Source organism: Ruegeria sp. CDSC045 (assembly GCF_059610725.1).
In genome coordinates, this window is the sequence record NZ_JBXWOE010000009.1 from 174,172 (window position 1) to 187,355 (window position 13,184).

Sequence of the window (13,184 nt, forward strand, 5' to 3'; positions counted from 1 at the left end):
GAGATGCTGGAACTGGCGGCACATCAGGGCATCCCCCTTCCGGAAAACGACATTGGAAAAAGCCCGCTGGCCATTCGTGGCCTGACCGTCTCGTACGGGCAGAAGCCGGCAGTTTTCTCGGTTGATATGACCGTGCAACCGGGTGCCATGACAGCGATCATCGGGCCAAACGGTGCTGGTAAATCGACCCTGTTGAAGGCGGCTTTGGGGATTGTCTCACCCCTGTCCGGTCAGGTGACGGTGTTTGGCGATCGGCTGGATCGACAGCGGTCCCGGATCGCATATGTGCCGCAGCGGGCCAGCGTGGACTGGGACTTCCCGACGCGCGTGATTGACGTGGTTCTGATGGGCTTGTCGCGCGAACTGGGGCTGTTGGGACGGGTGCGCGCCCGGCATAAGGCGCAGGCGATGGATTGCCTGCACCGTGTAGGGATGCGTGACTTTGCCGACCGGCAGATCGGCCAGTTGTCGGGCGGCCAGCAGCAGAGGGTCTTTCTGGCGCGCGCCTTGGCGCAGGCCGCCGATCTGTATCTGCTGGACGAACCTTTTGCCGGGGTTGATGCGGCAACGGAAAAGGCCATCATTTCGGTCCTGAAATCGCTGAAAGAGGCGGGCAAGACCGTGGTTGCGGTGCATCATGACCTGGCAACCGTCACCGACTATTTCGACCATGTTTTCCTGATCAACACGCGCAAAGTCGCCGAGGGGCCCGTGGCCGAGGCATTTACGGCCAAGACATTGCAATCTGCCTATGGCGGCCGTCTGGCTACGGCGCAGATCGACCAGATCTCACGCGCGCTGGGGTGAGTCATGCATTGGGATGCTCTGACCCTTCAGCTTGGCTATAACGCCACGCTTGTCGCAATCGGCGCAAGCCTGCTGGGCATTTCCGCCGGGGTGACCGGCACATTTCTGTTCTTGCGCAAACGTGCACTGGTCAGCGATGCGATCAGCCATGCGACATTGCCGGGTGTGTGTCTGGCCTTTATGGTGCTTGTGGCCCTCGGAGGGGACGGTAGAAACCTGATCGGCCTGCTCGTCGGGTCGGCAATATCCGCTTGGATCGGCCTTTTATGTATGAACTGGCTGACGCGGCACACGCGGCTGGCCGAGGATGCCGCGATTGGAGCGGTCCTATCTGTATTCTTTGGTTTCGGCATTGTGCTGCTGACGGTGATCCAGACCATGGGTGTGGGCCGACAGGCGGGGCTTGAAGGGTTTCTGCTGGGCTCGACCGCTGGGATGCTTTGGGCAGATGCGATGATCATTGCGATCGGAGGCGCGGCAACGCTGGCGCTTGTCATGATTATCCGCCGTCCAATGACGATCGTGGCCTTTGACCCTGAATTTGCCGCAGCCAGGGGCCTGCCGGTGCATCGCATCGACCTTGCGATGATGGGTCTGGTTATGGCCGTCACAGTGGTTGGCCTGAAAGTTGTCGGGTTGATCCTGATCGTTGCGCTTTTGATCATTCCGCCGGTGACAGCTCGGTTTTGGACTGCGCGGTCCGAAAGAGTAGTGTTGCTGGCGGGTCTGATCGGGGGCGTCTCGGGTTATATCGGTGCGGCGCTGTCGGCGGCGGCTCCCAATCTGCCGACGGGTCCGCTTATCGTTCTTGTCAGTTTTGCCGTGTTTGTCCTGTCGTTGCTGTTGGCGCCGGTTCGCGGTGTTCTGGCGGCGGTGTTGCGGCACCTGCAATTCCAGCGTCGGGTTCATATCCGGCAGGGCTTGCTTGCGTTGGCACAAGGGCAGAAAATCTATGAGCCGCTGACCCTGCGTTTGTTGCGCCGGGCCGGGTTGGCACGCCCCGACGGCGTGGCAACCGAGGCTGGCAAGGCCCGCGCCGCCAAAGCCCTGCGCGACGAAAAGCGGTGGGAGGTCGTTCGCACGGACCAGGCCCACGAAGCAACGGCGGCGCTTTATGACGGGCTGCGCGATATCGAAACCGTGCTGACCCGCGACCAGATTACCGAGATCGACCGCCAGATCGGCGGCCCGCAGGGGGTAGCAACATGAGCGGCGAAGAATTCGTTCCCCTGTCACTGACACCGCTGCTGATCGGGACATTTGCGGCCATCGCCTGCGCCCTTCCGGGGAACTTTCTGGTTCTGCGCAAACAGGCGCTGATCGGGGATGCCATCAGCCATGTGGTGCTGCCGGGTATCGTGGTTGCCTTTCTTCTGACCGGCGCGATCTCGACCTGGCCGATGATGCTGGGCGCGGCGGGTGCTGCCGTGGTTGCCGTTGTGATGATCGAGGTGATCCGCAGGCTGGGTCAGATCGAACCCGGTGCGGCAATGGGCGTGGTCTTTACTACCCTATTTGCGGCGGGCGTTCTTTTGTTGGAGCAGACGGACACCTCGACCGTGCATCTGGATGTGGAACACGCGCTGTATGGCAATCTCGAAAGTCTGATCTGGCTGGACGCAACGGGATGGGCCTCGCTGCGGGACCCGGCCGCGCTTGCGGGGTTGCCCCCGGAATTGCCGCGTATCGCGCTGACACTTGCGGGGGTTTCCCTGTTTACCTGGATATTCTGGCGACCATTGAAGATTTCGACCTTTGACGAAGGTTTTGCCAGCACGATTGGTATTCGGACCGGTCCTTTGGGGTTTGCGCTGGTGATCACAGCGGCGATAGCTGCCGTCGCAGCCTTCGACGCGGTTGGCTCGATCATCGTGATCGCCATGTTCATCTGCCCCCCGGCTGCGGCGCGGTTGATGACCAACCGATTGGAAACTCAAATCGCATGGAGCGTTGTATTTGCCGTGGTTTCAGCGGTGATGGGCTATGTTTTGGCGGGCTATGGCCCATTATGGCTGGGTGCCCGCGATGCCGTGAGTGCCGCCGGAATGATCGCAACGGTATCTGGTGTGATTCTGGCGCTTGCAGCTGTTTTCGGCCCCTGCCGGACCCGCGCCGGCGCTCCAGGCACTGTTTGATCCGGCAAATTCCTGCTGTTGGCTGATGCCGTATTTCGGCTGAACTTTGCCAACGCGAACAGCTCGGTCAGAGTTAATGAGCCTTAATCTGCAGATCGTGCTAAAATTGTTGTATTGTTAAGCAACTGACCACCACTCACCCCGGCTTGTTCGGGCAATCGTGATCAAGGTCGTCGCCTTGCAGGCCGACATGGCGCGATTGTCCGAACGCCCCCCTCTTGCACAAAATCTGAATACCATAGCGGTGGCAGAATCGTGTGCGCATGTGCTAGGTCTAGGGGTATGGAGCAGGCAAACCCCAATATCAACGAGTTTCGACCGGTAATTCGGCAGTTGGACGATGCTGCAATCAACCGGATCGCAGCCGGCGAAGTGGTCGAGCGACCGGCCTCTGCGGTCAAGGAATTGATCGAGAACGCCATTGATGCAGGTGCCACGCGGGTTGCGATAGAGATCGCCGATGGGGGCAAGACGCTGATTCGCGTCACCGATGACGGCTGTGGTATTGCGACGGCGGACTTGCCGTTGGCTTTGTCCCGCCACGCAACCTCGAAAATCGACGGGTCGGATCTGCTGAACATTCATACTTTCGGCTTTCGCGGTGAGGCGTTGCCGTCGCTGGGCGCGGTCGGGCGTTTGACCATAACCAGTCGTGTTCCGGGGGCGGATGCGGCGCAGATTCAGGTCGCTGGTGGCACAATGTCCGCGGTGAAACCCGCGGCTCTGCGCGCGGGTACTGTGGTCGAGTTGCGCGATCTGTTCTTTGCCACGCCTGCGCGTCTGAAATTCATGCGTACCGACCGCGCCGAGACACAGGCCATCGCCGATACGGTCAAACGTCTGGCCATGGCCGAGCCCTCGGTCACCTTTACCCTGCGCGATGTCTCGGGCGGCGGCGAGGGGCGCGTGACCTTCCGGGCTGACCGCGAGAATGGTGATCTGTTTAACGCGTTGCATGCCCGACTGGCCCGCGTGATCGGGCGCGAGTTTGCCGAGAACGCGTTGCAAATCGACGCCACGCGTGAGGGTATCCGGCTGTATGGCTATGCCGCCCTGCCGACTTATTCTCGGGGCGCAGCGGTGGCGCAGTACCTGTTCGTCAATGGACGGCCTGTGCGTGACAAGATGCTGACCGGTGCATTGCGGGCGGCCTATTTCGACTTTCTCAGCCGTGATCGGCATCCGGCGGCGGCTCTGTTCATCGACTGTGATCCGACGCTGGTGGATGTGAACGTGCACCCCGCGAAATCCGAGGTCCGGTTCCGCGATCCCGGCGTCGCACGCGGGCTGATCGTCTCGGCCCTGCGGCACGCACTGGCCGAAGCGGGGCACCGGGCGTCCTCGACCGTCGCAAACGCGACGCTTGGCGCGATGCGACCCGAGCCGTCTCACTCCACCCCGGCGCGGGTCTACCAGATGGACCGCCCTTCACCCGCCGCGCGCCAGATGGCCTATCAGGCGCAGGCACCGGGCTTTGCTGAACTGACCCGCGATTACAGCGGCAGCGTGGTCGAGCCGGTCGCGGAATCTGTTTCCGAGGCGCCGGTAGAAGACCTGCCTTTGGGGGCTGCACGCGGGCAGGTGCATGAAAACTACATTATCGCCCAGACCGCTGATGGTATGGTGATTGTCGATCAGCACGCCGCGCATGAGCGGTTGGTCTATGAAAAGCTGAAAGCCCAGATGGCGGCGAACGGCGTGGCGGCGCAGGCGCTGCTGATCCCCGAGATCGTAGAGTTGTCTGAAGGCGACTGCGCGCGACTTATGGCGGTGGCAGATGACCTTTCTCGCTTTGGCCTGACGCTCGAGCCCTTCGGCGGCGGTGCGGTTGCCGTGCGTGAAACCCCGGCCATTCTGGGTGAGGTCAACGCCCGCGCAATGATTCTGGATATTCTGGATGAGCTGTCCGATCAGGGTGAAAGCCAGATGGTGCAGGCGCGGATTGAGGCGATCCTCAGCCGTGTCGCCTGTCATGGTTCGATCCGCTCGGGCCGCCGAATGCGGGCCGAAGAGATGAACGCCCTGCTGCGCGAGATGGAGGCGACACCCCATTCCGGCCAATGCAACCACGGGCGGCCAACCTACGTGGAACTGAAACTGGCCGATATCGAACGATTGTTCGGACGCAGTTGATCCCGCGGGGTGCGCGGGCTATGAAGAATAAAACAAGAACACCCGAGGCGATATGATCGAGATTGCAGGAACCCAATTTGCATTGAACGACCCCGTGATTCTGATCGTTGGCGGGGTGGTGGCATTGATCCTGTTGCTGCTGTTCCTGTCTTTGCGAGCGGCCAACCGGTCAGCCAGGATGGCCGAGCCACTGTCGCGGCAAATGGCGCATCTGGGTCAGCATGTTCAGCAGTTGGGACAAGGACAAGAGCAGCTGCGCGGTGGTCTGCAGCATGTCTCGGACACGCAGGCCAATGCGCAGCTGCAGGTGATCCAGACGGTTGAATCCCGCCTGTCTTCGGTGCAGCAGCAGATGAACGATCGGCTGGCAGATAATGCGATGAAATCCGCACGTGCGCTGGCCGAGATGCAGGAGCGGATGAAGGAATCGCTGCACGGCTCTTCGAAACAGACGGCGACGTCACTGACCCAGTTGCAGGAGCGCCTGGCGGCCATCGACAAGGCGCAGGATAACATCACCAAACTGTCGGGCGATGTGCTGTCGCTTCAGGATATTCTGTCGAACAAACAGACGCGCGGTGCGTTCGGAGAGATTCAGTTGAACGATATCGTCTCCAAGGCGTTGCCCTCGGACAGTTTCAAGCTGCAGGCGACCTTGTCGAACGGGCGTCGGGCGGATTGCCTGATCCACCTGCCCAACCCACCTGGCCCCATTGTGATCGACAGCAAATTCCCGTTGGAAGCGTATGAGGCGCTGATCGGGTCGACCAATGATACGGAGCTGAAAGCGGCGGTGCAGATGTTCCGAACAACTGTGCGCAAGCATATCAACGACATCTCCGAGAAGTACATTCTGGACGGGGAAACCGCCGATGGCGCGTTGATGTTCCTACCTTCCGAAGCGGTTTATGCCGAGTTGCACGCCAAGTTTCCCGAATTGGTGCAGGAGAGCTTTACCAAACGCGTTTGGATCGTCTCGCCCACCACCTGCATGGCAACGCTGAACACGATGCGCGCGATCCTGAAGGACGCAAGGATGCGGGAACAGGCGGGTGCTATCCGCAAAGAGCTGGGTCTGCTGCACAAGGATGTAGATCGCCTGGGCGATCGGGTTTCCAATCTGGACCGTCATTTCGGGCAGGCGGCCAAGGATATCTCGGAAATCAAGATCAGCGCTGAAAAAGCCGGGCGCCGGGCGCAGCGACTGGACAATTTCGATTTCGAAGAGATCGCACCTGACGACACGCCGGGCGTTGTACCGCTGGCGCGGCACGAAATCTGACAAGCCGTTCGATGCGACATTGGCCGGATTTGGCCAGCGCACCGCGTCAGGTCCCAGAGATCAGATACGCAGGAAGGGCTGGAACAAGCGGGGCATGAGCTTGGTGAATTTTAGCGGCGCGTCGGTAACGGCCAGACAGATGCAATCTGCGGTAATGTCTGCGGTCGGGGTGTGATGCAGATCTTCATCGGCAATCTCGACATCGCCGCGTGCAAAGTGATCAACTTCATCCGAGAAAGCACCCTGCAGAACCAAGGTCAATTCCATACCGTTATGGCTGTGATCCGGAACTGCGGTTCCGGCCGGAATGAACAGCAGACGTGCCGAAGCGTCGCCGCTCGTCGGCAAGATAGCTTGTCTGACGCCCATTCCGATGGGCCGCCATCGGATGTCATTGACAGTGCCGCCGACGTAGTCCTGCAGGGGGGCAGGTAGGACGGCGCAGCCCTTGTTCACGGGCTTGGGGGTCGGTGCGCCTTGGGCGATCAGCGCCATCGTCGCAGCCAGCGCGCTGTCGCTCATTTGGGCAGGATAGGGCAGCTCGTCCAGTATCTGTCCGCCAATCGCATCAAAGCTTTCAGCCTGCGCGCGGCAATGGTCACACAGCGACAGATGGGTCGCGACCATCAGATCGAACGCTTCGGGCAGGCTGCCGGCGGCATATGCCATCAGCAGATCTTCCGTCAGGTGATGCTTAATCTGTTTGCTCATCGTCTCTGTCTCAGTTCATTGCGTGGCGCAGGCGATCCAGCGCCAGCCTAATTCTTGATTTGATCGTTCCCAGAGGCAACCCAGTCTGAGATGCAATTTCCCGGTGACTCAGGTCTCCGAAATAGGCCTTTTCGATCAAGTCTCTTTGCGCGTCAGGCAACGCCTTCAAGGCAGTGCGCAGCTGCGCGGTTTCTTGTTGCAAGACGATCACGTCGTCCTGATCAGGTTCGGACTCGGGGCCCCAGCCCAGTTCTTCCGGTTCGGGGCGCCGTTGCTTGCGCAGGGCGTCGATGCGTTTGTTCCGTGCGATGGTGAACACCCATGTGGCCACCGTTGCCCGGGTCGGATCGAACAGATGGGCCTTGTGCCACAAGGTTGCCATCACCTCTTGCGCACATTCCTCGGACATGGTCGCGTCCGAGCCCGACTTCATCAGGAACGCCTTGATCCGCGGCGCAAAATGCTGGAACAGCTCGGCAAAAGCCGCCTGATCCTGCGCATCCCGAATGCGCCTGACATGGTCCACCCACTCAATCCTGGTGTCGCAACTGCTTTGTGTTCCGTTCACCTGTTTACCCTTGATGCGTTTTCTTGCGCGCCATGGCTTGAGCACGGCGGGTGTAGCCGCCGGCTCGTCCAAGGTCACGGTGTCTATCTCGGTAAACATAACCACAATACGGTTGGTGTCCCAAGCCGGATCACTCTGAAGCGATATTTTTGATCCAATCCTGGCTGGATGCCGTATTCTAAGTAACAGAAACCTTCAGAAAACCACGCCCCTCCGGGCGGTTACAAGCGGGTCGGACCATATCGAATGACACAGACCGTTGATCATGTTGCGGGCCATACCTTTCACGGGCGAAAGGGGGCGATCGAAAACGCCTTCCGCTATTCGGTCGACTACATTCTTCTGAACCCTGAAAGCGATCTGACCACTCCGGCGCTATTTTCGGTGAACCGGGCCAATCTTGCCAACTGGCGGTCGCAGGACCACGGGGGGGCGCCGGGCCAAGGCGGCGCTGCCGTATGGCTGCGCACCCAGTTCGATCAGATGCAGGTGGCGCAACCGGCGCGCCTGATGTTGCTGACCCAGCCCCGGGTTTTGGGTCATGTCTTCAACCCGGTCAGCTTCTGGTTCTGTTTCGATAGGCAGGGTGCGCTCTATGCGGTTGTGGCCGAGGTGACCAATACCTATGGCACGCGCCACAGCTATCTGTGCCACAATCCCGGCTTTTCACCCATCAAGGCAACCGACAGGATGGTGGCTGACAAACTGCTGCATGTCTCGCCCTTCCAGAAGATCGAAGGAAGTTACACCTTCCGGTTCGATTACCGCCCCGAGCGTGTCGGCGTGTGGATCGACTATACCCGCCCCGAGGGCGGTTTGATCGCGACGTTAACCGGGACACGCCGTCCGCTGACCAACCGGGTGATCCTGTGGTCGCTGCTGCGCCGCCCATTTGGTGCGCGGCGGACCTTTGCGCTGATCATCTGGCAGGCACTTAAACTTTGGGTGAAAAAAGCCACCTTTCGCCCGTTCAGAACCGCACCGGTGCCGGATCAGCCGGTTTCGCGTGTGCGCCTGCGCTAACGCGTTTGTTCAAGATCAAAGACTCGGGCTCTGCCTAGTGGTTGTTTCATTCGAAAGCCGCGAACACAGGAGTCGGGTCATGTTGGAAATTTCAGCAAGAAAAGTTGCTCAGGTTGCGCTGATGGGGCGCGAGCTGAATCGGGCCGAGGGCGAGTTGCGCGCGTTCATTGATCACATGAGCGAGGACGAACAGGCCGAACTGGTGGCTATCATGTGGATCGGGCGTGAAAGCTTCTTCGCCGAGGATCTGGTCGAAGCCATCGCCACCGCAAGGGCCGAAGCCTCAACCCCCTGCGCTGATTACCTGATCGGCACGCCGCACATGTCAGATCATCTGGAAAATGGTTTGGATGCGCTGGGGGTATCGGCGGAAGATGTGGAAAACGATCTGATGTAGGCACCAGTTTTATTACCGTCGCGCCACCTGATTGGCGTGACGGTCATCTCAGTTGGAATGGTCAATGACCGCGAGATGCTGCGCCAGCCGGTCAATTTCAGCTATCCAACTCTGCACCAGCTTTGGATCATTGGGGGCCGCATGAACGCCTGCCGGGATAGCGCGGTTCAAGACGGCTTCGACAGCCAGTGAAACGGGGACCGAGACCAGCCGCGCCATTGCCGTGCCGCGGTCGTCACCCCAGGCATCCATCACATAGGTTTTGTGCCAGACCGGAACGCCGTCTTTTTCCGCCTTCAGGCCCACACACAGAACCACACGGTCCGGCTCACCCTCGTCATAGGCGTTTTCGGCCCAGAACTGGTCCGACATCTCCTTCAGGCGTGCATCGCCTTCGGGGCCGGACAGGGTTTCGATTTCGGAAAACACACCCGACCAGGCGTCGGCCCAACCGTTCAGGCGCAGGGTACCGCGGACGAATTCCTTGACCGGCCAGTGATCCTCGAAATGGTACTGCGCCATGAACGGGATCGAGTCGCGGTTCGGGTAGACCTCAAAGCTTTCGGGTGTGGGCAGGGGGGCGATATAGCTGGTAATCGCATCCCATGGGCGCGCCACGTCCAGCGGAGCATAATTGCGAATTGATTTCGATGGTGAACGCAACGCCTTGAGCACACCCAGCGGTGACCAGCTAAACTTGTACCGGAACGGGTTCGGATGCTTGGGGATACCACCGCAATAAGAGATGAAACTCAGGTGGTTCTGCGGGTCGAACACGTCTGAAGCGCGATAGTCGTCGATCAGTGCATGAGCCATCAGGTGATCGATGCCCGGGTCCAGCCCGACCTCGTTGACCAGCGCCACCCCGGCTTCGCGGGCCGCGCCGTCCAACGCGCGCATCTCGGGGGCGATATAGGAGGATGAGACGAAATTCGCCTGTTTCGCGATTGCAAGCTCGGCCAAGGGCACGTGCCAATCGCCGGGCAACATCGAAACGATGACATCGCCCTGTTCCAGCACCGCAGCCAAGGCGTCGATATCAAAAACGCGGATATCGCTGGTCAGGTCACCAACTTCGGCCTTGGCCTTTTCTATTGTCCGGTTCCAGACTGTGACCTTTTGCCCGCCTTCGATCAGGCGGCGTAAGCCGGGAATGGCCGACAGGCCGGTGCCACACCAGTGAATCGTCATGTGAAAACTCCTTTACGGCTGTTCAGCCAAACCTCAGTTTTGCAATCACGATCGCGCTGACAAGCAGGATCGAGATCACATTACCCAATATCAGCGGCCATGCCGCAATCATCACTCCGTAAATCAGCCACAGGCTCAACGTGGCCAGAATCAACAGGTTCGCCGGCATAGACAGATCCTTGGTCTCGCGGGAGCGCCAGGTCTTTAGGGTTTGAGGAAGCCAACATACAGTGCCTAGAACTGCTGCCGCGCCTCCGATCAGGTGTTCCATGCGTGGCTACTCCTAGACATGGTTGTCGAACGTCTCGCGGGCCCGGCCCCAGACGCCGCTGTCCAGATCGGTCAAGGTCAGCAGAGAAGGCAGAAGCTGTGCTGCATAATCTTCCGAGCTTTCGACCGGTAGCATCGACGGCAGATTGTCGATTGCAACTACATCAAGAACCGGATTGGTCGCCACGCGCAGGGCAGGTGCGTCCCAAGTGGTTGCTCGGTCATAAACCGGAACAGGGTTATAATCGCTGTCAGGGTCACAGGCGACATCGCCGATGGCGGTCAGCTTGCGGTCAGCGGCCAGTGCCTTATGCGGGACAAAAATCGGCGTACCTGGGCGCGCGAAGATACAGTTCAGGAACAGGTCGTGGTCGAGGATTTCAGGGAACGGCCCGCCGCTGGCGGTTTCGGCCATGTCCCACTTGGTGACACTGACACCCATCGCCGTGCAAAGGTCGCTGGCGCCGGTACCCACGCGGCCAAGAGCACCGATGACGATGGCCCTTGGTCTATTGGCCTCGATGGCATCTAGTTCAGCCAGAAGCTCGGAATTCAAAGCGTCCTTGCTGGGATAGACACCAACCGGAGGGCATTCCGCGCCCCGCTGCTGCGCGGCCCAAGTCTTGAGTGTCACCGCAGCCCCGGCATAGCCGGCCCAATAGCCAAAGGCGGCGACTCGGCGGCCGTTTTCGTCGACAAGATATTCCAGATCATACAGCGTTCCGCCCCCGGCCTTGAACCGTTCTAGCAGCGCCCGGCCGGAATGCTGACCCTTATAGGCATGGCCGAACATGATGTGGCGGTGGGGCAGGGGCGTGCCATCCTCGGGCAGTTCCTTGAGGCCAAAGATGATCGCGTCATTAGGTGCATCTGGCCAGGAATTCTCGGGCGCGATCTCGCTGCCAGCAGCCTTGTAACCGTCGATGGGGATGGCGCGAACATGGCTTTCCTCGACCGTTACGCGGATGCCAGCAGCGATCAGAGCCAAAGCGCCTTCAGGGGTCAGCCCGACCCGTTCTTCGTTCGGGCGCTGTTCGGCCCGGACCCATAGATGCGTCATATTTTGTCCCTTTATCAGAGCATTCCGGCGGCACGTACGGCTTTCAGCGAAGCGCGCGCCTCTGCCGCCTCACGAAAGGCGACGATCTTGGGGTAGGCTGCGATGTCGACGCCGTCGCCTTCCAACCAACTGCAAACCACATACAAATAGGCATCGGCAAGCGAGAACGCCTCGCCCAGCACAAACGGTCCACGCAGACCGTTCGAACAGATATAGTCGCAGGACGCTGCCATGGTCTGCGCGACTTTTGCCGTCATATCCTTCCAGCTGGATTTCTTGTCGGCCCACCGCGCGCCGCGCAGCTTATGGGCGTGGTTCACATGCATGGTCGAGGCAAGGTAATACATCACCTCGCGCATCCGGGCGGCCATGATCGGGTCCGCAGGCACCAGCCCGGCCTTCGGAGCCATTGCTGCGATGAACTCCAAAAGTGCCCCGGTTTCGGTCAAAATCCCACCGTCTACCACCAGCGCCGGAACCCGGCCTTTTGGGTTGATCTGCTTGTAGGCGGATTTGGTTTGCTCTCCACCGGCAAAGTCCAGTTGGATCGCTTCATAGTCCAGCCCGGCCTCTTCCAGTGCAATCGCAACGGCGACCGAAATCGTGCGAGGGGCATAGTAAAGTTGCATCACAAAGCCTCTGGTTTGGGGTTACAGGTGGGTCTGTGCAAACTGCCGGTCTGGTGCTTCCAGATGCGGAACGGCATTGAACAGAACCGGGCTGAGCTGTGTACCTATTGGGTATAAACGGTGCATTGACGTGTTCATGATGGCAAGAGCCACCCGCGCCATGGCCGGGATATCCAGCCCCATCGCCTGCCGGACAACCATCGAAATCAACCCGCCCGAGGTCACAACGATGGCAGGGCCGCCTTCGGTTCCGATATCGGTCAGCGCGTCGCGCACCCGGGTTTCGAATTCCTCGAAGGTTTCCGGTGTGTTTTTGATGGCGCCATCGGCCCAGGCGGCAAAGGTGCGGGGCAGATGCTCGACAAAACCTTCGCGATCAGTGGGCACTTTCACGCCGTGCTGTTCCTCGAACAGCTGCGCGATGGTGAAATACTCGATCTCGTTCAGCCGCGGATCGCGGATCGGATCAGTCAGCCCCATGCTGGCGGTGGTCTCGGCGTGGCGGATCAGGGTGCCGCAATAGACCCGGGGAAAATGGCTGCGTGTGTCCTGCAGATGCGCCCCCAGCCAGCGGGCCTGTTGATGTCCCAGATCGCTGAGCTTGTCATAGTTCTTTTCGTCGCGCGCGGTGGTGTTGGCCTGCCCGTGACGCACCAGTGTGATATGTGACATGTCGGTCCCTCTTGCGTGGCAAGTCTTAGGACAGGTCTAGGTCCGGGGCCAGAGCCGTTCGTTGCGGTTTGGAAATTATTCTCGCTCACCCCCGAATCTGGCCGGGCGGTATTGTTGTTGACTCGCAAGACCGTCCACAGGAACCTTGGTGATATCAGACTGTCCTGCAAATTCATCGTTGCAAGCTATTCGATGACCTCGGAAAACTGGCTTGGGAAAGGGTTTATTTATGACGGATATTAGGCGCACGCCTTTGCATGGTTTGCATGTTGAGTTGGGTGGGAAGTTGGTTGATTTTGCGGGCTG

Annotated in this window: 14 protein-coding genes; 7 read left to right on the forward strand and 7 right to left on the reverse strand. The window is 59.9% G+C overall.

All coding sequences use genetic code 11. From position 1 onward, the window contains the following. The first annotated feature begins 3 nt into the window (after nucleotides 1–3). The 5 genes from AC2FH6_RS16075 (at nucleotide 4) to AC2FH6_RS16095 (ending at nucleotide 6,357) form a co-directional block, all read left to right on the forward strand. Nucleotides 4–807: a metal ABC transporter ATP-binding protein gene (locus tag AC2FH6_RS16075; protein ID WP_142640060.1), complete on the forward strand. Its 804-nt coding sequence runs from the start codon at nucleotides 4–6 to the stop codon at nucleotides 805–807. A gap of 3 nt (nucleotides 808–810) precedes the next feature. Beyond that, the gene (locus AC2FH6_RS16080; RefSeq protein ID WP_496703568.1) at nucleotides 811–2,016 is read left to right on the forward strand and encodes a metal ABC transporter permease; all 1,206 of its coding nucleotides are present in this window, start codon (nucleotides 811–813) and stop codon (nucleotides 2,014–2,016) included. Beyond that, entirely contained in the window at nucleotides 2,013–2,942 is a 930-nt protein-coding gene (locus AC2FH6_RS16085) for a metal ABC transporter permease (protein WP_496703569.1), read from the forward strand. Before AC2FH6_RS16080 ends, AC2FH6_RS16085 begins: the two co-directional genes overlap by 4 nt. Before the next feature lie 282 nt (nucleotides 2,943–3,224). Then, nucleotides 3,225–5,075, forward strand: a complete 1,851-nt coding sequence (gene mutL / locus AC2FH6_RS16090) for a DNA mismatch repair endonuclease MutL (protein WP_496703571.1) — start codon at nucleotides 3,225–3,227, stop codon at nucleotides 5,073–5,075. 52 nt (nucleotides 5,076–5,127) lie between these two features. Beyond that, nucleotides 5,128–6,357, forward strand: a complete 1,230-nt coding sequence (locus AC2FH6_RS16095) for a DNA recombination protein RmuC (protein WP_142640068.1) — start codon at nucleotides 5,128–5,130, stop codon at nucleotides 6,355–6,357. 60 nt (nucleotides 6,358–6,417) lie between these two features. Here the strand turns inward: AC2FH6_RS16095 and AC2FH6_RS16100 are convergent, their stop codons facing one another. Then, complete coding sequence (locus AC2FH6_RS16100; protein WP_496703573.1) at nucleotides 6,418–7,068, reverse strand: ChrR family anti-sigma-E factor; 651 nt, start codon at nucleotides 7,066–7,068, stop codon at nucleotides 6,418–6,420. A 10-nt stretch (nucleotides 7,069–7,078) separates the two neighbouring features. After that, the gene (locus tag AC2FH6_RS16105) at nucleotides 7,079–7,735 is read right to left on the reverse strand and encodes a sigma-70 family RNA polymerase sigma factor (RefSeq protein WP_496697722.1); all 657 of its coding nucleotides are present in this window, start codon (nucleotides 7,733–7,735) and stop codon (nucleotides 7,079–7,081) included. 147 nt (nucleotides 7,736–7,882) lie between these two features. Between AC2FH6_RS16105 and AC2FH6_RS16110 the strand changes: the two genes are divergently transcribed. Together AC2FH6_RS16110 and AC2FH6_RS16115 are read left to right on the forward strand one after the other, a co-directional pair. Then, nucleotides 7,883–8,659: a DUF1365 domain-containing protein gene (locus tag AC2FH6_RS16110; protein WP_496703575.1), complete on the forward strand. Its 777-nt coding sequence runs from the start codon at nucleotides 7,883–7,885 to the stop codon at nucleotides 8,657–8,659. A gap of 79 nt (nucleotides 8,660–8,738) precedes the next feature. Continuing rightward, on the forward strand, nucleotides 8,739–9,056 hold the full coding sequence (locus AC2FH6_RS16115) for a DUF3775 domain-containing protein (protein WP_142640076.1): 318 nt from the start codon (nucleotides 8,739–8,741) through the stop codon (nucleotides 9,054–9,056). A 48-nt stretch (nucleotides 9,057–9,104) separates the two neighbouring features. On the opposite strand, the gene AC2FH6_RS16120 is transcribed toward AC2FH6_RS16115, so the two are convergent. From AC2FH6_RS16120 to AC2FH6_RS16140, 5 genes are read right to left on the reverse strand one after another with little or no spacing between them, the layout of a single operon-like run. After that, nucleotides 9,105–10,247 (reverse strand): saccharopine dehydrogenase family protein, encoded by a 1,143-nt coding sequence (locus tag AC2FH6_RS16120; RefSeq protein WP_496703577.1) that lies wholly within the window; start codon nucleotides 10,245–10,247, stop codon nucleotides 9,105–9,107. 22 nt (nucleotides 10,248–10,269) lie between these two features. Beyond that, a complete protein-coding gene (locus AC2FH6_RS16125; protein WP_142640081.1) occupies nucleotides 10,270–10,518 on the reverse strand; it encodes a SemiSWEET family sugar transporter in 249 nt (82 codons plus the stop codon). Between the two features lie 12 nt (nucleotides 10,519–10,530). Then, nucleotides 10,531–11,577, reverse strand: a complete 1,047-nt coding sequence (locus tag AC2FH6_RS16130) for a saccharopine dehydrogenase (RefSeq protein ID WP_496703579.1) — start codon at nucleotides 11,575–11,577, stop codon at nucleotides 10,531–10,533. A gap of 14 nt (nucleotides 11,578–11,591) precedes the next feature. Further along, the gene (locus AC2FH6_RS16135; RefSeq protein ID WP_496703581.1) at nucleotides 11,592–12,206 is read right to left on the reverse strand and encodes a glutathione S-transferase family protein; all 615 of its coding nucleotides are present in this window, start codon (nucleotides 12,204–12,206) and stop codon (nucleotides 11,592–11,594) included. Between the two features lie 21 nt (nucleotides 12,207–12,227). Then, nucleotides 12,228–12,878 carry a histidine phosphatase family protein gene (locus tag AC2FH6_RS16140; protein WP_142640087.1) on the reverse strand — a complete coding sequence of 217 codons (651 nt, stop codon included), beginning with the start codon at nucleotides 12,876–12,878 and terminating at the stop codon, nucleotides 12,228–12,230. Nucleotides 12,879–13,184: the final 306 nt, after the last annotated feature.

Bases quoted from the DNA above. Each gene is read 5' to 3' on its own strand.
- AC2FH6_RS16100 (WP_496703573.1), bottom strand. From the start codon at position 7,068: ATGAGCAAACAGATTAAGCATCACCTGACGGAAGATCTGCTGATGGCA.
- AC2FH6_RS16120 (WP_496703577.1), bottom strand. From the start codon at position 10,247: ATGACGATTCACTGGTGTGGCACCGGCCTGTCGGCCATTCCCGGCTTA.
- AC2FH6_RS16075 (WP_142640060.1), top strand. From the start codon at position 4: ATGCTGGAACTGGCGGCACATCAGGGCATCCCCCTTCCGGAAAACGAC.
- AC2FH6_RS16110 (WP_496703575.1), top strand. From the start codon at position 7,883: ATGACACAGACCGTTGATCATGTTGCGGGCCATACCTTTCACGGGCGA.
- AC2FH6_RS16130 (WP_496703579.1), bottom strand. From the start codon at position 11,577: ATGACGCATCTATGGGTCCGGGCCGAACAGCGCCCGAACGAAGAACGG.
- AC2FH6_RS16140 (WP_142640087.1), bottom strand. From the start codon at position 12,878: ATGTCACATATCACACTGGTGCGTCACGGGCAGGCCAACACCACCGCG.
- AC2FH6_RS16115 (WP_142640076.1), top strand. From the start codon at position 8,739: ATGTTGGAAATTTCAGCAAGAAAAGTTGCTCAGGTTGCGCTGATGGGG.
- AC2FH6_RS16080 (WP_496703568.1), top strand. From the start codon at position 811: ATGCATTGGGATGCTCTGACCCTTCAGCTTGGCTATAACGCCACGCTT.
- mutL (WP_496703571.1), top strand. From the start codon at position 3,225: ATGGAGCAGGCAAACCCCAATATCAACGAGTTTCGACCGGTAATTCGG.
- AC2FH6_RS16135 (WP_496703581.1), bottom strand. From the start codon at position 12,206: ATGCAACTTTACTATGCCCCTCGCACGATTTCGGTCGCCGTTGCGATT.
- AC2FH6_RS16095 (WP_142640068.1), top strand. From the start codon at position 5,128: ATGATCGAGATTGCAGGAACCCAATTTGCATTGAACGACCCCGTGATT.
- AC2FH6_RS16105 (WP_496697722.1), bottom strand. From the start codon at position 7,735: ATGTTTACCGAGATAGACACCGTGACCTTGGACGAGCCGGCGGCTACA.
- AC2FH6_RS16125 (WP_142640081.1), bottom strand. From the start codon at position 10,518: ATGGAACACCTGATCGGAGGCGCGGCAGCAGTTCTAGGCACTGTATGT.
- AC2FH6_RS16085 (WP_496703569.1), top strand. From the start codon at position 2,013: ATGAGCGGCGAAGAATTCGTTCCCCTGTCACTGACACCGCTGCTGATC.